This is a genomic window from Pseudomonas sp. NFACC42-2, from assembly GCF_900116055.1.
Taxonomy (GTDB): domain Bacteria; phylum Pseudomonadota; class Gammaproteobacteria; order Pseudomonadales; family Pseudomonadaceae; genus Aquipseudomonas; species Aquipseudomonas marginalis.
Window position 1 is genome coordinate 103,860 of the sequence record NZ_FOZO01000002.1, and the last position, 21,211, is coordinate 125,070.

Sequence of the window (21,211 nt, forward strand, 5' to 3'; positions counted from 1 at the left end):
CGCCCCACACCAACCGCCCTAAAGGAATAAGGCCATGACCCCGACTATCGACTTGCTCGCCAACCACCGCAGCGAGCGCAGCTTCCAACCCACGCCCGTCAGCGACGAACACCTGGATGCCATCTTGCGTGCCGGCCACCTGGCGCCGACGTCCTTCAATGCCCAGCATATTTCCGTGGTGGTCGTGCGCGACGCAGGTACCCGCCAACGCATTGCGGCAATAGCCGGCGGCCAGCCCTGGATCGCGTCGGCACCGGTGTTTATCACCCTGGTGGTGGACTTTCACAAAACCGCCGTCGGTGCCGCACTCAATGGCCAGCAACAGCAGATCCAGCGGCATTTGGAAGGGCTGATCGCCGCCAGCACCGACGGCGGCATCATCCTCAGCACGCTGATGATCGCCGCACGCTCATTGGGGTTGGGCGTGGTGCCGGTGGGCGGCATTCGTGCCAACGCCGAGGCGATGATCGAGCTGCTCGGGCTGCCCGAGCAGACCTTCGCCCTGTGCGGCCTGGCCCTGGGTCATGTGCACGAGCCGGCGGCACAGAAACCGCGCATGGGCATCGAAGCCTTCCGTCACGACGAGCGCTACAACCCGGCCGCGCTGGCACCGGCGATCAGTGCCTATGACCAGCATCTGATGCGCCATTGGCAGATCATCGGCCGTGCGGACGGCCAGTCCTGGTCAAGTACCGTGGGCCGCACGTATGCACGTAACTACCGGCCCGATCTCAAGGCTCAGTTGCTGGCCAATGGTTTGTCCGCTGATTGAGCCTGCTGCGCACCGCCACTGCCCCAGCCCAGCGCCTTGTATAACGCGATGGCGTTGAGGTAGGACGCCGTCTCGGCATCGGCCACGTCCTTCTTGATCAGGAAAAACGCACGCTGGTTTTCCAGCACCGCCATGTAGGTGCCCGAACCGCTGCGGTAGCGTTTGCTGGCGATGTCGATCGCCTGCTCGGCATGGGTGGCGGACGCCAGCAACGCGCCCAGGCGGGTCTGGTCCTGCGCCAGGCGCATCAGCGCATTTTCCACATCTTCCTGGGCCTTGAGCAGCGACTGTTGATAGCGCGCCAGGGCACCTTCGGCCTGGGCCTGGGAACCGCGCAGGCGAGCACGCACATTGCCCAGGCGAAACGCCGGCCAGTCCACCGACGGCGCCAGCTCATACGCGCGGGACGCGCTGCCCAGATCGCCGCCGCGCAGGGCGAAGAAGCCAATGAAACCGCCCAGGTTCAGGCGTGGGTACAACTCCGCCGTGGCGGCGCCGACGTCTTCGGTGCTGGCGGCCAGCAGGCGTTCGGCGCTGACCACATCCGGACGATTGCGGATCAACTGGTCGACATCGCCCAAGGGCAGTTGCCGGGCCAGGGGCGCGAGGAAATGCGCCTTGGCCAGGGCCTGCTGTTGACGCGGTGGTTGGCCGGTCAATACGTCCAGGCGATAACCGGTTTCCTGGATCCGCGTCAGCAACGGTGGAATCGCCGCCTCACTGAGCAGCAGGTTGGCATGGGCGTTTTGCTGATCCTCGAATTGGCCGCTGCCGGCGCGCACCTGAGCGCTGGTCAGCGTGAGCGTTTCGCGCCAGGCACTGACCTGGGCCTGGGCCACTTCCAGGCTGCGGCTCAAGCCTTGCTGCTCGTAGTAATAACGCGCGACATCGGCAGCGATGCTCAACTGCATCAGCGCCAGGTCCGCCTGCGCCGCCTCCGAGCGTGCCATGGCCGAGGCGGTCAGGCGTTGCAAACGCCCGAACACGTCGATCTCCCACTGCACATCAAAGCCGGCGCGATAGGTCTGCGACAGCATCCGCTCCGGTGGCCCACCGTCGAACGGCAACTGCTGCTCCAGGCTGCGGCCATAGGCGGTACGGGCGGTGACGCCGGGATACTGGTCGAGCCGGCGGTCATCGAACACCGCACGGGAGGCCAACAGGTTGGCCTGGGCCTGGCGAATGTCATGGTTATGCGCCAGCGCCGTGTCGATCAGGCGATCGAGCTCGGCGTCGTCAAAAAACGACCACCACTGGGCCTGCACCGGCGCCTGTTGGGCGAACAAGGCCTTTTGTGCAGTGACCAGGCTGATCGGCGGGGTTATGGGCTTTTCGTAATGCGGCCCGACCATGCAGCCGTTGAGCAGCGCCAACGCCAGCAGGATCGTGACAGTTTTGCCGGGCTTCATGGTTCACTCCTCAGGGTTTGCGCCAGGGACTGGGCCCGTGGGGTCGAGGCCGCCACTGAATGCTTGCGGGCCAGCAGGGTGTAGACCGTCGGCAGCACGAACAGGGTGAAGCAGGTACCGATCAGCATGCCCGATACAATTACCACCCCCAGGCCATAGCGGCTGTTGGCCCCGGCACCCGAGGCGAACAGCAGCGGCACCAGGCCGACCACCATGGCCGCCGTCGTCATCAGGATCGGCCGCAAGCGAATCTGCGCGGCCTTGCGTATCGCCTCGGAACGGTCGAGGTGTTCCTGGGCCTGCAGGGCGTTGGCGAACTCGACCATCAGGATGCCGTGCTTGCTGATCAGCCCGATCAGGGTCACCAGGCCGATCTGGGTGTAGATATTGATCGTGGCGTAGCCCAGCGCCAGGGGAATCAGCGCGCCGCTGATGGACAGCGGCACGGTGATCAGGATGATCAGCGGGTCCATCAGGCTTTCGTACTGCGCCGCCAGTACCAGGTAAATCACGATCACCGCCGCCAGGAACGCCAGCAGCAGCGCATTGCCTTCCTGGGTGTACTGCCGCGCATCGGATTGCCAGTCGTAGCTGAACCCGACGGGCAACTCGGCGGTGACGCCCTCCAGGAACGCCACGGCGTCGCCCAGGGTGACCCCGGCCGCCGGCACGCCCTGGAAGGTCGCGGCGTTCTGCTGGTTGAACTGGGTCAGCTTGTTGGGTTCGACGTGCTCGGACACCTGGATCACCGTCGACAGCGGAATCAGCGTGCCATCCTCGGTGCGCACGTACTGGCGGGTCAGGGCTTCAGGCGTCAGGCGTTCGCTGCCGGGGCTCTGGGCTATCACATCATAGGAGCGGCCCTCCAGGCCAAAGCGGTTGAGGTAGTTTTCCCCCACCAGCACCGCCAGCGATTCGCCGATGTCCTGCATGCGGATCCCCAGGCTGTTGGCCTTGGCCCGGTCCACCCGCACCTGTACCACCGGGTTGTTATAGTCCAGGTCACTGTCGACCACGGCGAACAACCCACTGTCGCGGGCCTTCTGCTTGATCTGCTCCATGGTTTCGTACAGCACGCGGTAATCCTGGGAGCTGCGCAGCACCAGTTGCACCGGCAGGCCACCGGTGGAGCCCGGCAAGGCCGGCAACTGGAAGGCAAAGATGCTGGTGCCTTCCACGTCGTTGGTGGCCGCCTGCAGGTCTACCTGGATCTGCGCGGCAGTGCGCTCGCGCTCGCCCCACAACGTCAGGTTGATGCCGCCAATGCTCGAGGCGATGCCGTCGCTGCCATTGATGATCCAGGTGCTGACGGTTTCCGGCAGGCGCCCATAGACCTCATTCAGCTTGGCGGAAAAGCGTTCGACGTATTCCAGGTTGGCATGTTGCGGCGCCTTGATGGCGGTGAGCAGCCCGGCCTGGTCTTCGGTGGGCGCCAGCTCCCGCTGCGGCAGCTGGTACAGCCACGGCAGGCTGATCATCACCAGCAAGGCAAACAGCCCGCTGAGCCAGCGATGCCGCAACGACAGGTCCAGTACCTTGGCATAACGCAGGGCCAGGCCGTCGAAGAAACGGTTGGCCAGGTGTGCCATGCGCCCTTCCGATTGCTTGGACTGCAGCAGGAACGAGCTCATGACCGGCGACAACGTCAGCGCCACCACGCCGGACACGATCACCGCGCCGGCCAGGGTCAGGGCGAACTCACGAAACAACGCCCCCGTGAGGCCGCCCATCATGCCGATAGGCGCATACACCGCCGCCAGGGTAATGGTCATGGCGATCACCGGCCCCGCCACTTCCCGCGCACCGACCAGGGCGGCCGCCACCGGGGTCTTGCCCTCCTCGATATGCCGGTGCACGTTCTCCACCACCACAATCGCATCGTCCACCACCAGCCCCACGGCCAGCACCATCGCCAGCAGCGTCAACAGGTTGAGGCTGAAACCGAACGCCAGCATCAGCGCCGCGGCCCCCAGCATCGACAAGGGGATGGTTACCACCGGAATCAGTACCGTGCGCAACGACCCCAGGCACAGGTAGATGACGATCACCACGATCAGCAAGGCCTCGAGCAGGGTCTTCATCACCTCGTCGATGGAGGTCTGGATAAAGCGCGCGGTTTCAAACGCCAGCTCGGCCTTGACGTCCGGCGGCAGGGTCTTGCGCACGTCCGGCAGGAGTTTCTTGATACCGTCGACGATCACCAGCGGGTTGCCGCCGGGCGTCGGGAACAACCCCAGGTGCACGGCCGAAACGCCGTCCATGGTGGCGCTGGTTTCGCTGGACGCCGCGCCCAGCTCCACGGTACCGACATCCTTCAGGCGCACCAGGCCGTTGCCATCGTTGCGCAGCACCAAATCGCGAAATTCATTGACGTTGGTCAGGTCGGTATTGACCCGCAGGTTGGCGACCACGAACAGGCCTTTGACCTTGCCCGGCGCCGCCTGGTAGTTGTTGCGGCGCACCGCGTCGGCCACATCGGCGGCGGTCAGGCCGCGAGCGGCCAGCCGTGCGGGGTCGATCCACAGGCGCATCGCCAGGGTTTGCCCGCCGAACACCTGGACCTTGGCCACGCCCTCGATGGTGCTCATCACCGGCTCCACCACCCGCGCCAGGTAATCGGTCAAGGCCGGGGTCGACAGGGTCGGGCTGGAGAACCCGATATAGGCCACCGCCGTCGACTCGCCGGACGAGCGCTCGATCACCGGGTCATAGGCCTGCTCCGGCAGCCGGAAACGCACCTGGTTGACCTTGGCCATGACTTCCGTGAGGGCCTGGGTCGAGTCCCGGTTGAGCTCCATGCGCACCGTGACCACGCTGCGCCCCTGCACCGACGAACTCGACAGGTAATCCACGCCTTCCACCGATGACACCGCCTGGGCAATCGGTTGAGTGACGAAGCCTTGCATCAGGTCGGATGACGCGCCGGGGTATTCGGTGGTCACGGTGATGGTGGAGCTTTCCAGCATCGGGTACTGGCGGATCGGCAGCTGCAACAAGGACATGATCCCCAGCAGCAGGATCAGAATACTGACGACAAGCGCGAGCACCGGCCGCCGAACGAAAATATCGGTGAAAGTCATGAGCGTTCTCTGGGCGAAGAATCAGATGCCCGTCACAGGCGGTTTGGACGCAGGCAGGGCCAGGGTGTCATCGGTCGGCTGCACCGCCATGCCGTCACTGAGCTTGAGTTGCCCGGAGGTCACCACCTGGTCACCCTCGTGCAAGCCTTCCTGGATCTGGACCCAACCGTCCTGGCGCTGGCCGATTTTCACCGCCACCCGCTTGACCACCAGCGTGGCGCCCTGGTCCGGGCGGGCAAGGAAAACGGTATCGCCATAGGCGGTGTAGGCCACCGCCGTTTCCGGCACGGTGAGCACATCGGCCACCTCGGTATCGGCCACTTTGACGCTGGCGTACATGCCCGGCTTGAGGGGGGCGTCCGGGCTCTCCAGCGTGGCCTGCACCTGCACCGTGCGTGAGCGGCCGATCATCGGGTCGACGGCACTGATCCGCGCCTTGAACACCCGGTCAGGGTAGGCGTCGATCAGCACGCCCACGGTTTGCCCGACGACCAGGCGGCGACTGAGCTGCTCATCCAGGGAAAAATTGACATAGAGCACCTGGGTGTTGACCAGGCTGACGATGCGGTCGCCGACATTGAGGTACTGCCCTTCGTTGACCTGGCGAATCCCCAGCACTCCGGCGAAGGGTGCGCGGATAGTCTTCTGGGCAATCAGTGCCTGGACTTTTTTCAACTCGCCCAAGGCCATGTCATGGGCGGCCCGGGCGTTGTCGAGCTGTTCCTGGGTCGCGGCGTTTTCCCTGACCAGCCCGGTCACCCGCTTGCGGATGATCTCGGCATTGCGCACCTGGGCCTGCAGCCGCAACTGCTCGGCCTGTTCCGGGGCATCGTTGAGTTTGACCAGCACCTCGCCAGCCTTGACCTGGCGGCCCGACTCGAAGTTGATCAAGGTGACCCGCCCACCTGCCTCGGCGGAAACCTGCACCTGGGAGGCCGCTTCCAGCTCACCAACGCCGGCGAAATACACATTGGCCGGGCGCAATTGCACCACCCCCAGGGCCACCTTGGTCAAGGCGCTGGCGGGGGCATCGGCAGATTGGGCCTGGGACGGCGCGCGCGACATCATCACCACCGCGATGACCGCCACCGGAATCAACACCAGGCTGGTTATCTTCTTCTTGTTCATGGACGTCCTTATCACGATGAGTACGTTACGCGCGGTTCACAGCCAGCTGTGGTTGAACAGGAAGAAGGCCAGTACCGCCCAGATCGACAGCACCAGGTGAGTCAGTTGCAACCCCTCCTGGCGAATCCAGTAGCCGAACCACAAGCCCCCCAGCAGCATCGCGAAGACAAACGCCGAAAACGCACTCAGGGCGAGGTTGAGCCAGGGCCGTGCCGACAGCAGGCCGTCGCCGAGGATCAACTGATAACTGCCGGTCCAGGCCGCGAGCGCGGCGACCAATTGCAGGGCCAGCACCACCAGCAGCGCCAGTTGGTGCAAACGGGGTGAACGCACGGCCCGCACCAGCAAGGGAATATCGATGGCGGGGCTCTGGCGCAACGGCTCCATGGCCATGGTCGCGCCTACCGCGCCTACCGAGCTGCGAAACGCTTGCCAGTTGTTAAGCACCGCAATGCTCAGCCACAGGCTCAAGCCAATGGCCTGTACGCACAGGAACACCGACATCGAGTGACCCAGTAACCCTGCCTCCACAGTCATTCAAACCTCCGTATTTGCCGAAAGGGAAATCCAGCCTCAGGTATATACACAAGACATTGCTTGGATAATACGTCGCAGGCGTTTAAATACAAGATTTATCTTTGTGCGGGAGGGGCTTCAGGAAGGTTGGAAACGCTGTCTGGCAGGCGCCCGCCGGGGCGTTCGGCGCAGTCACGCCGAAGCCCGGAAGCGGTTGTGAGGGGGGTTACTTGCGAGGGATTATCACGCCGTCCTGGCAGCGATGGCTTCGATTTCCACCAGTGCACCGGGCAATGGCAACGCCACGACCTGCAACGCGGTGCGTGCCGGCTTGTTCGGCTGCTCGGGGGTGCCGAAGAACTGCGTATACCCACGCTGCAACCCGGCGAAATCCAGCTTGCCGCCCGTTTCCTCGGCGCCGACCAGGAATACCCGTAACTGCACGATATCGCCCAGGTCCAGGTCTTGCTGGCGCAGGATCTGGCGCAGCTTGTTGAACACCGAAACCGTCTGCACTTCGGTGTTGCCAAACACCCCGGGAACCGTTGGATCAACCAGGTCCGGCAAGGTCCCGCTGACAAAGATCAGGCTGGCGGACGCCGGTACGGTGACGGTCTGCGAGATCGGGAAATCGCCGACGCTGGTGCGTTGAATGCTGTCGCTCATGATGTGTCTCCTTAAGAGGCGGCGAGTGCCGCGACCTGTCGTTGTTGGGTCACGCGGTCAGCCAGTTGCGCGACCACATGCCGCGCCGAGTTGGCCGCCGATTCCTGCCAGATGCCCACCCCGCTTTGCACCAGGCCGTCGCCGGCGAAGTACACGCGGCCGTGGCCCTCTTCGAGCAAGGCGCTGGCATCGGCGGGGAAGTGTTCACGTTGCAGCCACGGGCCTTCGCTGAAGGGGATCTGTTCCCAGGACACCGCCAGCGGGTGACGCAGGTGCCTGGAGTAGCCCGGATGCAGCAGTTCCACCGCTTCCTTGGAAGTGGCGTACTGCTGGTCGAACGGTCGCGCACCAAACGCATCGGCGCCCTCCCCGGTCACGTAGCCGGCTACCAACAAGCCCTCGCGGGTGTTGAGGTCGTTGCTCGGGTACCAGAGCAGGCGCGCCGGGTGTTCGATCCACGACAGGCCGCCGTAGGTGCGGTAGTCGGTTTCCCAGAAGCGTGGGGACTGCCACGCCACTTTGGTGGCTTGGTCGCTGCGGGTGCTGAGCAAGGCGGCCTTGATCGGGTCGCTGAAGTCGGTGTCGAGCTTGGCCAGCAGTGGCAGCGGCAAGGTCGAGACCAGATAGTCGGCGCGCACCACCTGCTCGCGACCGCTGCGTTGGTCGTGGTAGGTCACGGCCACGCCGTCTTCCAACTGACGGATCTGGCGCACCTGGGCACCCAGTTGCACGTGATCGCTGACGCGCCGGTAGAAGGCGTCGGTGATGCGGTCCATGCCGCCCACCGGTTGGAACATGGTCGCCGAAAACTCCGGAAATTCGGTGTGCAGCAAGGCGCCCCACAGTTCGGGGTGCAGCAGTTGGTCCAGTGCCAACGGGCTGCGGCTGGCGGGCAAGGCGCCAGGATGTGCAGGCGATTCCAGGTGCCCCGAACGGATCGTGCCCTCGAAGGCCAGCTCCTGGGACAGGTCGCCATACACTTGCAAAAACGCCAGTAAGCGCGTGCGTTCCTCGGCGCTCAGCACATCGTCGAGGGCATCGCGCTGCACCGCCTTGGCCAGCAACCCGGATAAATGCCCGCGCGCATCGTTGATCGCCTGGCCGACGCTGAACGCCGGCTTTTGCACATCCGGCCGCACCTGGGCGCCATGGCTGCTGTTGACCAGCACTTCCAGCGGCACCCCCAGCTCACTGCAATAATCGAGGATCGTGCGGTGCTGGCTGGGAATCCGTGCCGGCCCGGCGTTGAAGTAATGCCCCGGCTCGAACGCGGCGGTCTGCGTACGGCCATCCTGGTAGTCCACGCGGTCGCCATGACGGATTGTCCAGGTGCGACCGCCGACCCGCTCACGGGCTTCCAGCACCTGCACGCTGAACCCGGCGCGGGTCAGTTCCAGGGCGGTGACCAGCCCGGCAATCCCGGCACCCAGCACCAGCACGCGGGTGCCCTGCCCCAGGCCGTCCTTGAGTTTCAACGGTTGCGGCCGCCGATGCGATGACGGACCCAGGCCGAGTACCGCGAGTGCATCCTTGACGGCTTTTTCGCCGCCTACCGCAGCGATGCTCGACAACGCTTCACGTCGTGTCAGTCCCATGTCGATTGCTCCTTAATCCGGCAGGCCCGGTGGGTTGATCAGCGACTTGTCGACGCGCTCCACATCCAGGCCCCAGCGTTGCAGAACCTGCTCGTACTGGCCGCCGGCAATCGCGCCCTCCAGGGCGGTGTGGATCGGCTTGACCAGGCCGTTGTCCTTGCGGGTGGTCACGGCAATGTCCGCCTGCAATGGCCAGCCACCGTTCACCGTGCCGACGCGCTTGATGCCGCCGGTAATCGCCGCCGAATAGGCGTACACCGAGTTGGGCCCGAACAGCGCATCGCTGCGCCCCGATTGCACCGCCAGTTGCGCGGCGGCCTGGTCGTCGAAGTACTGCAACAGCGCGGGCTTGAGACCGGCCTTTTCGTTGGCCTCGTTCCAGGCCAGCAGGACTTTTTCCTGGTTGGTGCCGGAGCCGACGATGATCTTCAACCCGGCAATATCGGCTGCCTGCTTGATCTCGCTGATCTGGCTGGTGGTCTTGACGTAGAAGCCGAGCACATCCTGGCGATAGGTGGCGAAGTCAAAGCGCTTCTTGCGCGCCTCGGTCACGGTGACGTTGCTGATCACCGCGTCGTACTTGCCCGAGCTGACGCCCAGGGGCCAGTCTTCCCAGCTGGTCTGCACCACATTGAGTTGCAGGCCGAGGCTGTCGGCCACCAGTTGCGCGGTGTCGGCTTCGCTGCCGATGGTGGTCTTGTCGTCGCTGGCCAACAGCGCCAGGGGCGGCCCGGCCACGCCGGACACGGCCACGGTGAACTTGCCCGGTTGGGCGAACTTGAAGCCCGGCGGGATCTGCGCAATCGCCGCTTCGTTACGCGGCACATGGATGCGTGGGCGGTCGGGGCTGAGGTCGACCTGTTGCACGGCGAACGCGCTTTGCGCAGCACTGACGGCCAGCGCCAGCAGGGCCACGCGGGTGGTGTTGATGAACATGGGCAGTCACTCCTTGAACTAAAGCACCTTGCCGAGAAAGGCCACGGTGCGGGGATGTCGGGGTTGGCGGAAAATCTGTTCGGGCGGGCCTTCTTCGATCAACTCGCCGTCGCAGAGGAACACCACGTGGTCGGCCACTTCGCGGGCAAAACCGATTTCGTGGGTGACGATCACCAGGGTCACGCCCAGCTGGGTCAGGCCCTTGATCACGTCGAGTACTTCGCCCACCAGTTCCGGGTCGAGGGCCGAGGTGGGTTCATCGAACAGCAGCACCTTGGGGTCCAGCGCCAGTGCGCGGGCAATCGCCACGCGCTGTTGCTGGCCGCCGGAAAGCTGGCGTGGGTAGGCATCGACCTTGTCCGCCAGGCCAACCTTGGCCAACAGTGCGGTGGCCTTGGCCTGGGCGCCGGCCTTGCTCCAGCGCTTGTGCGCCAGCGGCGCCTCGGCGACGTTTTCCCAGGCGGTGAGGTGCGGGAACAGGTTGAAGTTCTGGAACACAAAACCGACGTCGATACGGCGCTTGAGAATCTCGCGTTCCTTGAGCTCGTAAAGCAGGTCGCCCTTGCGTCGATAACCCACGTATTCACCGTCGATGGTGATGTGCCCGCTGTCGATCTTTTCCAGGTGGTTGATGGTGCGCAGCAAGGTGGATTTACCCGAGCCGGACGGCCCGAGAATCACCGTGACCTTGCCCGGATCGATGGTCAGGTCGATGTCTTTCAACACCTGTTGATTGCCAAAGCGCTTGCCCACGCCCTGGATCTGGATACGGCCGGCGCGGGCTTCACTCATGGGTGTTCTCCTTCAGCCAGCGGCGCACGCGTTGCAACGGCGTGGGCGGCAGCACCCTGGCCGTACCCCGGGCGAAATGACGCTCGACGTAGTACTGGGCGCTGGTGAGCACGGTGGTGATGATCAGGTACCAGACGGTGGCGACGATCAGCAGCGGGATCACCGCCTGGGTGCGGTTGTAGATGACCTGCACGGTGTAGAACAGCTCCGGCAAGGCCAACACGTAGACGATGGAGGTGCCCTTGACCAGGCCGATGATTTCATTGAACCCCGACGGCAGGATCGAGCGCAGCGCCTGGGGCAGGATGATCCGGAAGATGCGCCGCGAGGCCGGCAGGCCCAGGGCCGCCGCCGCCTCATGCTGGCCGGCATCCACACCGATCAGGCCGCCGCGAATGATCTCCGCCGCGTACGCCGCCTGCATCAGGCTCAGGCCCAGTACGGCCACGGTGAATTGGCTGAGCACGTCCACCGTCGACCACTCGGCGAACACCACGCCGGTAAACGGCACACCGAGGACGATGTGGTCGTACAGGTAAGCGAAGTTGTAGAGGATGATCAGCACCAGCAGCGCCGGCATCGAGCGGAAAAACCAGATGTAGCCCCAGGCCAGGGCCGCCAGCAGCGGCGAGCCCGACAGCCGCGCCAACGCCAGCGCAGTGCCGAGGATGGCGCTGAACACCGTGCTCAGCAGCGTCAGCAACAGGGTCTGGCCGAGGCCACGCAGCACCGACGGCGAGAAGAACCACTGGCCGAACACGCCCCACTCCCAGCGCGGGTTGGTGGCCAGGGAATGCCCGATGGCGAGCAGCACCAGCGCGGCAAAGATCGACCCGGCCCAGCGCCAGGGATGCCGCGCGGGCACCACCTGCAGGGCTTTGATCGGCGTGGACACACGGGCCTGGCGCAGCGCGCCGGGCGAGTCAATCAGGTCATAGGATTTGGCAACGATGGGCATGGTGTATTCCTCGGCCTAGAAGGCATAGGTCAAGCGGGTGTAGTAGTACCCGCCGGTAAAACCGTAGGGCGAATAGGTGCCGTAGCTGCTGACCATGGTGCTGCTCGGTACACCTTGTTTTTTCGGGTAGACGTCGAACAGGTTCTTGGCGCCGATGGCCACGTTGAGGTCTTTGGTGAGGTTGTAGCCAAGGTCGAGGTCGGTGATCCACTTGGCGCTGTAGACCCGGTCGAGGCTGCGGTCGGCGGAGACGTTGACCTCTTTGTAAGAGCCGTAGCGGGTCAGGGCCAGGTTGAGGTTGAAGCGCTCGATGCTCCAGTCGCCACCGAGGATCAGCTTGGTGCTGGGCTGCACGCCGGTGATCAGGTTGCGGGCCTGGCGGTCCATCAGGTCATAGGCCGTGCCCAGGATCGTGGTGGATTCCTTGTAATTGAGGATTCTGGTCTGGTTCCAGTTGAACGCGGCGGTCCATTTCAGCGCGCCATAGGGGCCGAGGTCCTGGCTGTAGTTGCCGACCAGGTCCAGGCCTTTGGTGCGGGTGTCGGCGCCGTTGATGAAGTACTGGCCGCCGGAGGTGGAGGTGATGCCATTGCCTTGCAGCACCTGGGTGATTTCCGGGCCGAGCAAGGTGCCCGTGAGGGTGATGCGGTCGCGCAGGTTGATCACGTAGGCGTCGGCGGTGAAGCGCAGGCGATCGCTGGGGGTCAGCGTGAAACCCAGGCTGAAGTTGGTGGAACGCTCGGGTTTCAGTTCCTGCGCCCCCAAGGCCTGGGCAGCGGCCGAACCTACCGGCAGCACGCCGTAGTTGATCGATTGGTACACGCCGTCGACCACGCCATAGGTGGTGGACCGCGCACTGAACAGGCTGTTGGCCAGGGACGGTGCACGGAAGCCATTGCTCACGGTGGCGCGCACGGCGAACTGCGGGGTGAAGTCGTAGCGGGTGGTCAGCTTGCCGCTGCGGGTAGCGCCCACGCCCTGGTTGTAATGCTCGTAGCGAAACGCGGTACCCACGTACCAGTCCGGCACCGGGTTGAAGCCCACGTCGACGTAACTGGCGAGGCTGTTGCGCGAGGCGCTGCTTTCTTCATCCGGCGAGATGCCGTTGGTGACCTGGGCCCCGGACGACGCACAGTTACCCGGTGCCACGCAGTAGCCGCCGTTGGCGTAGGACTCATAGTCACCGGCCTGCACCTCGTAGGTGTCGCGGCGATGTTCGAAACCGTAGCTCAGGTCCAGCGGCTTTTGCAGGCCGATGTCGAAGCCGCGCTTGAAATCGAGGTTGGTGGTCAGCTCGGTGGAAATCCAGGTACCGGAGGTGAAGCTGTTCGGCGTGGCCTCGCCCAGGGATGGGTTCTGGTTATGGGTGGTGCCCTGCTCCGCCTCGTTGCGTCCGTAGGTGGTGGACAGGTCCCAGTCCCACTCGCCGACGGTGCCTTTACCGCCGAATGCGGCCTGGAAGTCGTCCTCGTCGATATACCAGGTCGGCGTGTAGCCGCCGGGGTAACCGTTAGGCCCGGTGGTGATGGTGTTGGTGATGGTCGGCAGGCGGAAGTTCTGGCCCTGCTCGGCCTTGCGCCGCGAATAGGTGGTGAAGGAATACAGGCTGAAGCTGTCGTCGATCGGCAATTCGGCGTTGTAGCCCAGGGTCAGCAGGTTGGTCTTCGGTGTGCCGTAGCCGCCATAGGTGGAGCGGCCGGCCTGCTCAAAGGCCTGGGCGTAGGTGTAGCCGTTGGCGCTGGCCTTGTTGTCGTCGTTCTGACTGCGCGCGTCCAGGGCCAACTGCACGATGCCGCCGTTGCCGATCTCGAAGCCCTTGTTGAGGCTTTGCTGCACGGTCTGTTTCTTGCCGTCGTAACCCTGGCCGACATTGGTCACCGAGGTGCCACTGGTGTCGGCCTTGAGGATTACGTTGATGACCCCGGCGATGGCATCGGAGCCGTACTGGGCGGCGGCCCCGTCGCGCAGGACTTCGACGTGGTCGATGGCGCTGATGGGGATCAAATCCAGGTCTGCCGGCGCGGCGCCGGTGTTGATGCCGTTGATGTTCAGGGTGGCCGCGGTGTGGCGGCGCTTGCCATTGACCAGCACCAGCACTTCGGCGGCACTCATGCCGCGCAGGTTCGGCGCACGGGCGATGCCGCTGGCGTCCCAACCGGTTTTTTCCGGCAGGGTCAGCGACGGGATCACCGCGCTCAAGGCCTCCATCAGACCGGGCTTGCCGGTGCTCTGCAATTGCTTGGCGCTGACCACATCGATCGGCACCGGGCTGCTGGTGACCGTGCGTTGTTCGGCGCCACGGTTACCGGTGACCACCACGGTGGACAGGGTGCTGTCGTCCTGGGCCCGGGCGGTAGTGGCCAGGATTGCCAGCGCCAGGATGGCGGTCGGTTGTAAGACTTGCTTCATAGCCACTCCAGACATTCCAAATCGCGAAGTCGGGCAGTCACGCGGGCGGGCGCGGTGCTCGATTTTTTTCAGGGGTGTTGCGGCGATTGGGGACTAGGTGTGGGGCAGTCGAGGGGTTTGAGTCGGCAACATACGTTGAGCTCCCTTCCAACGATTCTGCCGCGGGGCTATCCCCCGGTTATGGCGCGCAGAATCTGAATCACGCTGGGTACCATCCGAGGTCAGGGGTAGGCTGTTGCGATCAAACATAACGGAATGGGTTTTGAAAATATAATGCTGTTTTGGTATAAGCTAATATTCTCTAATTTTATTATTCTTTAGTTTTTTTATTCATATAAATAATGTTTTTTGAGATTGGCCTTTAGCTCGGGCCGAGGTCTACCTGATGTAGAGAGATCAAACTGTGAGAGGGGGCAAGCCCCCTCCCACATTTCAGTTAGCCGGCTTCAACAACTGCATCTGCTGGCGATAGTCATCCGTCACCTGCCGCGCCTGGCTGCTGCTGGTAATCACCCTCGGGGTAATCAGCACAATCAATTCCGTGCGGTCCTTGGACTTGCTGGTATTGCCAAACAACCAGCGCAACCCCGGAATTTTCCCAAGGTAAGGCACCGCACTGACACTCTCCGCGTTGTCCTGCTTGATCAACCCGCCCAGTAGCACTGTCTGCCCACTCTGCACCGCGACCTGGGTGGATACCGAGCGCGTGGAGATACGCGGGTTGGCCTGGGTGTCGTTGCTGGACGCCTGCTGGTCCTGGGCATCGCTGACCTGCTGCTGGATGTCCATGTACACCAAACCACCCGGATTGATGCGTGGCACGACGTCGAGGATCACCCCGGTCTGCACGTATTCAACACTGCTCAACGTGGTGTCGGAGGTGCCGGTGTTGACCGTGGTCTGGCTGATCGGGATGTTGTCGCCCACCTGGATCTGCGCCGGTTGGTTGTTCATCACCACCAGCGACGGCGCCGACAGCACCTGGGTGCGACCGTTGGTTTCGAGGGCGTGCAAGGCCACTTGCAGGTTGGAGCTGACGAAGGAGTAGAACAACGAATCCGTCGCGCCCAACCCTGCCCCGCCACCGCCCAACGCGCCTTGGCTGCCGGCGGTGTTACCCACGGTGGTGCTGTTGGAATTGCCCGCCAGGCGACCGAGGTACCACTGCACGCCCAGGTCCAGTTCGCCGGTGAGCTTGACCTCGAGGATGCGCGTTTCGATCTGCACTTGCAGCGGTGGGTTGTCGAGGCGTTTGATCGCCGATTCGATCTCTTTCCACTGCACCGGGCGGGTGCGGACCAGCAGTTGGTTACTGCTTTTCTGCGCGGTGATGCGGGTGCCGGCGTCGAGGCTTTTGGCCGGGGCGTCTTCGCTCGCGCCCTGCTCGGCGGTGTCCTGCTCGGCGTCGGGCGCCTGCTCCTCATCCTCTGCGGCGGGTGGGTTGCCATTGAGGTTGTTGCTCAGGCCACCGGGCGTGCTGCCGGAGGTGCTGTTGGTGCCCGGCGAGGACAGGGTCGCGGTGCGCAAACCGGGGGCGACCTTGGCCGGGGTGTCGTCCTTGATCGCGCCCGTGCCGTAGATCTGGCGCAGGTACTTGGCGAGGTCGGTGGCCTTCATGTTGCGCACGTCGTAGACATACATCTGCGGCTCGTTGCCGCCGCCTTCGTCGATGGTGTGGATCCAGTCGCCGACTTCACTGAGGTACTGCGGCTGCGACGAGATCGCCACCACCGAGTTGGTCCGCTCGATGGGCAAGAAGCGCACCATGCCGGCCAGGGGCATGCCGCTGTCGGGGCCGAACATTTTTTGCAGCTCGGGCATCAGCTCGGCCACCGACGCCCGTTGCAGGCCGAACACGCCCACCGACATGCCCTTGAGCCAGTCCACGTCGAAGGTGTCGATGGTGTCCTGGTAGTTGGCCAGTTCCTCGGGGGTGCCGGCCAGGCTCAACACATTGCGCGCCGGGTCCACCAGCAGGAACGCATTCTCGCGGGCGAACGGCTTGAGCAGTTTCTGCATCTCGGTGGCCGAGATATAACGCAACGGAAACAGGCGTGCCGACAAACCGCTGGAGGGCTGCGACACGCGCATCTCCGGCACCAGCTTGCCCGCCACCGCCTGGTTGGCCGGCAGGATCACATAGCGGTTGCCCTGTTTGATCATGGCGTTGTCGGTCCACGACAACAGGGTCTCCAGAATCGACAAGGCCTGCTGCTTGTTCACCGGCTTGGACGTGGAAAAGCTGACATTGCCCTTCACGCCCTGGGCGATGCTGTAATTCTCGTGCAGCAGGTCGCCCATCACGCTGTTGATCACCGCTTCGATCGGCTGGTCGGCGAAGTTGAACACGATGTCGCCGCTGCCCTCCTCCTTGGCGGCCGAGACCGCTGCCGGTTGGCGCACGAACTGCTGGTTGCCGCGTATCAACTGGCGCTGGGGCGGTGTCTTCGCCTGGGGTTGGCCGCTGTCGACCGGCGCCTGTTCGCTGGCCGGGTCCACGGGTGGGCGTTGCGAACCGGTGCCCTGCATCGCCTCATGCAGCAGGGCCTCGTCCGGGTCGAGATGCTCGGGGAAGGTGCCACAGCCACCGAGGGAAACGGCGGTGGTCAGGCACAACACGGTGGTGCGCAAGGCGCCAGGGAAGGTATCGATCAAGGGGTGGACTCGTGAGGAAGGGTAATCGGGGGTGTGGTGGACGGCGGCGGCAAACGCAGGGCCCGCAGGCTCAGGGTTTGCGTACGGCCGTCGAGGACAAAGCGGGCATCGCGGGGCGTCAGCTGTTCCAGGCGCCAGCCGTTGGGCAGGGTCTGGCCCTGCTGGACTTTGAGCGGCGGGCCATCGGCACGCTTGAGCAGCGCCACGCGCAGGTCGCCGTCAAGGACGATCCCGGTCAGCACCAGGCTCGACAGGCTGGAAACACCGGCCTGGCCCACCGCACGGTCGGGACTGCGGTCGGGGCTGAACAGCGGCGCTTGCCAGGTGCCGGCCAGGCTTTCAAGGGTCGCGCTCGGCGCCACCAGCACCTTGGCGGCGGTGTTGGCGCGCGCATCGGGGTCCGGCGCCGGCAACCACTGCGGCGCATCGCCGATGCTGCTGAGGATGCCGACCATCAGCAGGCCCAACAGCCCGGCCACACCGAGCAACAGCCATTCCAGGGGACGCAATGCATGGATCATCGTTGCACCTGCCGGGCGGCGGCCGGTTGCAGGTAACCGCGCACCAACAGGTGCACCACCAGTTGCCCGGCGCCGCCACTGGCCGGCGCGTTCGGTGGGCGGCGAATGCTCATCTCATCGACAAACAGAAACGGCCGCTGGTACTCCAGCTCATGCAGGATCGCGGTCAAGGGTTCGATGGCGCAGTTGAGGGTCAGGCTGACCTTGACCTGGCGATAGGGCTCGGCGTCGTCCTGCTCCGGGGTGATGGGCATGCGCTGGGTCAGGCTGCAACCGCCACCGAGGCCGGCGCGGCTGTTGATCAGGTCGGCGATGCGCTGCATCAGGTCCGCCGCCACCGCGCTTGGGTCGTCGCCGGGCAACAGGCTGGTGCTGCTGGCCGGGTCCTGCCGCGCCTGTTCCAACTGTTGGCGCAGGCTGTCGCCCTGGCGCAACACGCCGGCGTAGCGTTGCTGCTGTTCACGCAGTTGCTCGGCCTGCTCGCCCATGGCGCGCAAGGGGCCGGCGAACCAGCTGTCGATCAACAGCCAGTAACCGGCGCCGAGCACCAGGGCCAGGGCGATCAGGGCCGCGCCACGGCGTTCACGGGGTGTCAGTGGTCGGCGCATCGGCGGCCTCCTGGTGCAGGTGGGCGCGCAAGGAAAATTGATCCTTGCCGGTTTGCGCATCGGGTTGGATCACCCCTTCGAACTGGGCGTTTTCCAGGCTGTGGCAGCCCTTGATCCGGGTGATCAAGGCGCTGGCCTTGGCGCTCTGCCCGGAGAAGGACACGTCGGCGCCGTCGTTGACTTCCAACTGGTCGAGCCAGGTGTCCGAGGGCAGGCATGCGGTCAGCTCGTTGAGCAGCGCCGCCAACGGCGGTTGGGCGGCCTTGCGGCGAATCAGGTACTGGGCGGCGCCACGGGTATTGAGCAATTGCTGGCGCAGGGCCTGGATCTCGGCGACCTGGGCTTTCTGCTCGCGCACGCTGTGTTGCATGGCATCGAGTACGCGCTGGCGGTCGTTGAGCCACAGCAGCATCGCCGCAATCAGCAAGGCGCCGCACAACCACGGCAGGCTGCGTTGCAGGCCCTTGCCCTGGGGACGCTGGCGGGGACGCAACGGCGCCGGCAGCAAGTCGATGCCCATGGGTTTGCCTGCGCTATCGGCGACATCCACGGCATGGGGCTGCAAGCCGAGGGCCGCGCAGTCATTGAGGATCTGGTCGAGGCGCTCACGCAGGATCGCCACCAGCGTGACGTGCAGGTGCGTGGGGGTACGGCGCTCCTGGCGCGCGACGAAGTAAAGCTGGGCGGCTTCGAACGGCGTGAAACGGTCCAGTTCATAGCCGACCACCGTCGACAGGTTGCGCGCCGTCGCCGGGGGCAATTGCAGGGTTTGCACCAGCACCGTTTCAGGCGGCAGCACCAGCACCTGACGCGCTTCGCCAGGCAGCTTTTCGACCGGCGCGGTCAGCGGCCAGGCGTAGACATGCTCGGGAATATCGGCAAACGACAACCACGCCGGCAGGCAGCCACGCAGCTCCTTGAGCCACAGGCGCCAGCCCAGTTGCAGCAGGCTGCCGCGCCAGCGCTGGATGATGGGCTGCGCCAGCGCCTGAAACCGTGCGCTCAACTGTTCGTTCATTCTTGCCAACGTAGGACTCGATAAGGTTGTGCGCTGCCTTGCGCGGGGCTCAATAACACGGTGGCTTGCACCTGGGCGTGGTAACCGCCGGGGCGTTGGGCGCGGCTGCTGACCACCAGCACGTCGCCGGGATCGGCACTCACCGCGCTCTGGTGCGGCAGGTTCAGTGCGCGGCGCATCAAGGCACTGGCGAATGCCGGATCGGGCCGGTCCAGGCCGCTCCACAGGCTGATCTCGGGCACCAGCTCGCTGTACAGCGCCTGGGTCATGCCCGGCAGTTGGCGCACCTCTTCCACCACCCGAAACGGCGCCAGGCCCTGGTTACGCCGCACCTCCAGGGCTCTGGCGAGTTGGTTGGCCTGGGCCTGGATCGCTCCGCAGGCCAGGGCCAGGCGGGCAAAATCACCCACCTCGGCGCTGTTCAAATACAACTTGCCGCGCTCGCTGTGCAGGCTGACGTGCAGCTGCGCATCGTCGAACACCAGCGGAATTTCACGCCCGTCGGCAATCCACTGCTTGCGCTGCAACGGGTCCGCCAGGGCCTGCATCGCCAACGCCACCCCAGCCTCGGCCGCCAGCACCGCCTGGGTATGCTGGCGGTGCCAGGCGGCCTGGCGGGTTTCCAGTTGCACCCAGCCGGCCAGGCCGCCGAGCAACAGGCTGAGCAAGGCCAGCACCCACAGCACCAGCAGCAGAGCCACGCCGCGTTGATGCCGGATCATTCGGGCGCCCCGCCGGACAGGTTCAGGCGCAAGGCAACCACCTGGGTTACCCACGGCACCGGGCCATTCACCCGTGCGTCAATCCGCACCGTGTAAGGCAGGCGCTTGGTCCACGGCCACGTACTGATCCAGCCGGTGGCCTGGCCCTTGGGCGACACGCCGCGATAGCTGAATTGCAGGTCCTCGACATCCTTCAACAACACCTGCGGCTCACTGCGCGAGGCCGGGACGCTGACTTGCGCGGGGGACTCAAACCGCGCGAACGCCACCTGCAAGTCGCGCTGCGATTCAGGACCCACCAACTGCAAGGTGAAGCGCTGGATACCGCCGCCGAGCACACCCGGCAAGGTCGCGACAAACTGCATGCGCTGCGGCCCACCGGCGAAAAAGCCATCGGTCTGGCTGTCGTCCTCGGTCACGTCCAGCGGCAACGCCTCGCTGATGGCCGTGCGCAAAAACTGCTGCGCGGCGCGCATTTCATCCAGGCTGACCGTGTAGCGCTGGGCCTTGAGCACGGCGCGATTGGCCCCCAGCAACGCGCCGCCGACCAGGGTCAGCAACACCCCGAGCAGGCTCAGTACGATCATGATCTCAAGCAAGGTAAAGCCCTGCTGACGCGCCTTCACAAGCCGGCCCCGACGCCGGCAGCGCGCAGTTTCAAGGTGCTGAAACGGGCCTGGCGCGGGCCTTCGCTGACGGTGAGGTCCAGGCGAAACAGATGGGCCTGGCCGATGCGGCTGGGCTGCTGGGCGATGCGCAATTGCCAGGCAATACCGTCAAGCTCGCCCTGGCGGGTGCCGCTGGCCAAAGGGCCCATGCCTTCCTGATCCATAACACTCACGGCGGCATGGGTCAGGCGGTCGCTGTGGGCCACCTGCAACAACGAACGTGCGCTCTGGCCGAAGGCGACCAGCAGCACGGTGCTACAGATCGCCATCAGCGTCAGCGCGGCGAGCATTTCCAGCAGGGTGAAACCCGCCTGGCGCTTCATGGCAGGGCCTTGGATTCGACGCTGCCGGTCAGCCAGCCGATGTCGATGCGCCAACGCCGACTGCCGTTGGCCAGCAACACGTGGCCGCCGGTGGAGCTGCCATCGGGGTAGAAATCCACCGCCGCGCCGGCTTGCTCGGCGGTGTGCAGGGTCACTTGCAGCCCGGCCGGCCAATACTTTTTCGGACGGCCCGGCGCCTGCACACTGAGGTTGCGCAAATCGAACACCGTGCTTTCGGTAGTGCCACTGACAATCGCCCGCGCCCGCGTGCTGCGCAACGCCTCGACCACCTGCCCGACGGCCTGGCGCTCTTTGGCCGCACGCAGGCCTTGTTGCAGGCCAAACCCCACCAACCCGGCCGCGATGCTGATCAAGACGATCACCACCAGCATTTCCAGCAGGGTAAAGCCGCGTTGGGCGTTGGCCATGGTCGTG

At 64.8% G+C, this 21,211-nt stretch carries 19 protein-coding genes; 1 reads left to right on the forward strand and 18 read right to left on the reverse strand.

All coding sequences use genetic code 11. The features are described 5' to 3' along the window. Positions 1–34: 34 nt before the first annotated feature. Positions 35–772, forward strand: coding sequence for a nitroreductase family protein (locus tag BM416_RS04235; RefSeq protein WP_027607433.1), 738 nt, complete (start codon positions 35–37; stop codon positions 770–772). Here the strand turns inward: BM416_RS04235 and BM416_RS04240 are convergent. The 18 genes from BM416_RS04240 to BM416_RS04325 all read right to left on the reverse strand — a co-directional run bounded on the left by BM416_RS04240 (position 739) and on the right by BM416_RS04325 (position 21,204). Next, positions 739–2,181, reverse strand: a complete 1,443-nt coding sequence (locus BM416_RS04240) for an efflux transporter outer membrane subunit (protein WP_092485855.1) — start codon at positions 2,179–2,181, stop codon at positions 739–741. The two genes, BM416_RS04235 and BM416_RS04240, sit on opposite strands and share 34 nt — an antisense overlap. Further along, positions 2,178–5,261, reverse strand: a complete 3,084-nt coding sequence (locus BM416_RS04245) for a MexW/MexI family multidrug efflux RND transporter permease subunit (protein ID WP_092485858.1) — start codon at positions 5,259–5,261, stop codon at positions 2,178–2,180. Before BM416_RS04245 ends, BM416_RS04240 begins: the two co-directional genes overlap by 4 nt. Positions 5,262–5,282: 21 nt before the next feature. Further along, the gene (locus BM416_RS04250; RefSeq protein ID WP_092485861.1) at positions 5,283–6,389 is read right to left on the reverse strand and encodes an efflux RND transporter periplasmic adaptor subunit; all 1,107 of its coding nucleotides are present in this window, start codon (positions 6,387–6,389) and stop codon (positions 5,283–5,285) included. A gap of 36 nt (positions 6,390–6,425) precedes the next feature. Then, a complete protein-coding gene (locus tag BM416_RS04255) occupies positions 6,426–6,926 on the reverse strand; it encodes a DUF2165 family protein (protein ID WP_092485864.1) in 501 nt (166 codons plus the stop codon). 222 nt (positions 6,927–7,148) lie between these two features. Then, positions 7,149–7,571 carry a RidA family protein gene (locus BM416_RS04260; protein WP_027607428.1) on the reverse strand — a complete coding sequence of 141 codons (423 nt, stop codon included), beginning with the start codon at positions 7,569–7,571 and terminating at the stop codon, positions 7,149–7,151. A gap of 11 nt (positions 7,572–7,582) precedes the next feature. Then, complete coding sequence (locus BM416_RS04265; protein WP_092485868.1) at positions 7,583–9,166, reverse strand: flavin monoamine oxidase family protein; 1,584 nt, start codon at positions 9,164–9,166, stop codon at positions 7,583–7,585. 12 nt (positions 9,167–9,178) lie between these two features. Next, positions 9,179–10,102, reverse strand: a complete 924-nt coding sequence (locus BM416_RS04270) for an ABC transporter substrate-binding protein (protein ID WP_092485871.1) — start codon at positions 10,100–10,102, stop codon at positions 9,179–9,181. Between the two features lie 18 nt (positions 10,103–10,120). Continuing rightward, positions 10,121–10,894 carry an amino acid ABC transporter ATP-binding protein gene (locus BM416_RS04275; RefSeq protein ID WP_092485874.1) on the reverse strand — a complete coding sequence of 258 codons (774 nt, stop codon included), beginning with the start codon at positions 10,892–10,894 and terminating at the stop codon, positions 10,121–10,123. After that, a complete protein-coding gene (locus tag BM416_RS04280; protein WP_092485876.1) occupies positions 10,887–11,852 on the reverse strand; it encodes an amino acid ABC transporter permease in 966 nt (321 codons plus the stop codon). Before BM416_RS04280 ends, BM416_RS04275 begins: the two co-directional genes overlap by 8 nt. Before the next feature lie 15 nt (positions 11,853–11,867). Then, positions 11,868–14,261: a TonB-dependent receptor plug domain-containing protein gene (locus BM416_RS04285; protein ID WP_027607423.1), complete on the reverse strand. Its 2,394-nt coding sequence runs from the start codon at positions 14,259–14,261 to the stop codon at positions 11,868–11,870. Between the two features lie 432 nt (positions 14,262–14,693). Beyond that, entirely contained in the window at positions 14,694–16,916 is a 2,223-nt protein-coding gene (gene gspD, locus BM416_RS04290) for a type II secretion system secretin GspD (protein ID WP_092485879.1), read from the reverse strand. Next, the gene (locus BM416_RS04295) at positions 16,913–17,437 is read right to left on the reverse strand and encodes a general secretion pathway protein GspN (protein WP_092485882.1); all 525 of its coding nucleotides are present in this window, start codon (positions 17,435–17,437) and stop codon (positions 16,913–16,915) included. Before BM416_RS04295 ends, gspD begins: the two co-directional genes overlap by 4 nt. After that, positions 17,434–18,045: a type II secretion system protein GspM gene (gene gspM, locus BM416_RS04300; RefSeq protein WP_065940309.1), complete on the reverse strand. Its 612-nt coding sequence runs from the start codon at positions 18,043–18,045 to the stop codon at positions 17,434–17,436. Before gspM ends, BM416_RS04295 begins: the two co-directional genes overlap by 4 nt. After that, positions 18,020–19,063, reverse strand: coding sequence for a PilN domain-containing protein (locus BM416_RS04305; RefSeq protein WP_092485885.1), 1,044 nt, complete (start codon positions 19,061–19,063; stop codon positions 18,020–18,022). Before BM416_RS04305 ends, gspM begins: the two co-directional genes overlap by 26 nt. Further along, positions 19,060–19,785 carry a general secretion pathway protein GspK gene (locus BM416_RS04310; protein WP_092485888.1) on the reverse strand — a complete coding sequence of 242 codons (726 nt, stop codon included), beginning with the start codon at positions 19,783–19,785 and terminating at the stop codon, positions 19,060–19,062. The genes BM416_RS04305 and BM416_RS04310 overlap by 4 nt, the downstream gene beginning before the upstream one ends. Then, positions 19,782–20,411, reverse strand: coding sequence for a prepilin-type N-terminal cleavage/methylation domain-containing protein (locus BM416_RS04315; RefSeq protein WP_092485891.1), 630 nt, complete (start codon positions 20,409–20,411; stop codon positions 19,782–19,784). The genes BM416_RS04310 and BM416_RS04315 overlap by 4 nt, the downstream gene beginning before the upstream one ends. After that, positions 20,408–20,776, reverse strand: coding sequence for a type II secretion system protein (locus BM416_RS04320; protein ID WP_092485894.1), 369 nt, complete (start codon positions 20,774–20,776; stop codon positions 20,408–20,410). Before BM416_RS04320 ends, BM416_RS04315 begins: the two co-directional genes overlap by 4 nt. Next, the gene (locus BM416_RS04325; RefSeq protein ID WP_027607416.1) at positions 20,773–21,204 is read right to left on the reverse strand and encodes a type II secretion system protein; all 432 of its coding nucleotides are present in this window, start codon (positions 21,202–21,204) and stop codon (positions 20,773–20,775) included. Before BM416_RS04325 ends, BM416_RS04320 begins: the two co-directional genes overlap by 4 nt. Positions 21,205–21,211: the final 7 nt, after the last annotated feature.

Coding starts and splice junctions, on each gene's coding strand:
- BM416_RS04265 (WP_092485868.1), bottom strand. CDS start 9,166: ATGGGACTGACACGACGTGAAGCGTTGTCGAGCATCGCTGCGGTAGGC.
- BM416_RS04280 (WP_092485876.1), bottom strand. CDS start 11,852: ATGCCCATCGTTGCCAAATCCTATGACCTGATTGACTCGCCCGGCGCG.
- BM416_RS04240 (WP_092485855.1), bottom strand. CDS start 2,181: ATGAAGCCCGGCAAAACTGTCACGATCCTGCTGGCGTTGGCGCTGCTC.
- BM416_RS04310 (WP_092485888.1), bottom strand. CDS start 19,785: ATGATCCGGCATCAACGCGGCGTGGCTCTGCTGCTGGTGCTGTGGGTG.
- BM416_RS04245 (WP_092485858.1), bottom strand. CDS start 5,261: ATGACTTTCACCGATATTTTCGTTCGGCGGCCGGTGCTCGCGCTTGTC.
- BM416_RS04250 (WP_092485861.1), bottom strand. CDS start 6,389: ATGAACAAGAAGAAGATAACCAGCCTGGTGTTGATTCCGGTGGCGGTC.
- BM416_RS04255 (WP_092485864.1), bottom strand. CDS start 6,926: ATGACTGTGGAGGCAGGGTTACTGGGTCACTCGATGTCGGTGTTCCTG.
- BM416_RS04270 (WP_092485871.1), bottom strand. CDS start 10,102: ATGTTCATCAACACCACCCGCGTGGCCCTGCTGGCGCTGGCCGTCAGT.
- BM416_RS04275 (WP_092485874.1), bottom strand. CDS start 10,894: ATGAGTGAAGCCCGCGCCGGCCGTATCCAGATCCAGGGCGTGGGCAAG.
- BM416_RS04320 (WP_092485894.1), bottom strand. CDS start 20,776: ATGAAGCGCCAGGCGGGTTTCACCCTGCTGGAAATGCTCGCCGCGCTG.
- BM416_RS04305 (WP_092485885.1), bottom strand. CDS start 19,063: ATGAACGAACAGTTGAGCGCACGGTTTCAGGCGCTGGCGCAGCCCATC.
- BM416_RS04285 (WP_027607423.1), bottom strand. CDS start 14,261: ATGAAGCAAGTCTTACAACCGACCGCCATCCTGGCGCTGGCAATCCTG.
- gspM (WP_065940309.1), bottom strand. CDS start 18,045: ATGCGCCGACCACTGACACCCCGTGAACGCCGTGGCGCGGCCCTGATC.
- BM416_RS04235 (WP_027607433.1), top strand. CDS start 35: ATGACCCCGACTATCGACTTGCTCGCCAACCACCGCAGCGAGCGCAGC.
- BM416_RS04260 (WP_027607428.1), bottom strand. CDS start 7,571: ATGAGCGACAGCATTCAACGCACCAGCGTCGGCGATTTCCCGATCTCG.
- BM416_RS04295 (WP_092485882.1), bottom strand. CDS start 17,437: ATGATCCATGCATTGCGTCCCCTGGAATGGCTGTTGCTCGGTGTGGCC.
- BM416_RS04325 (WP_027607416.1), bottom strand. CDS start 21,204: ATGGCCAACGCCCAACGCGGCTTTACCCTGCTGGAAATGCTGGTGGTG.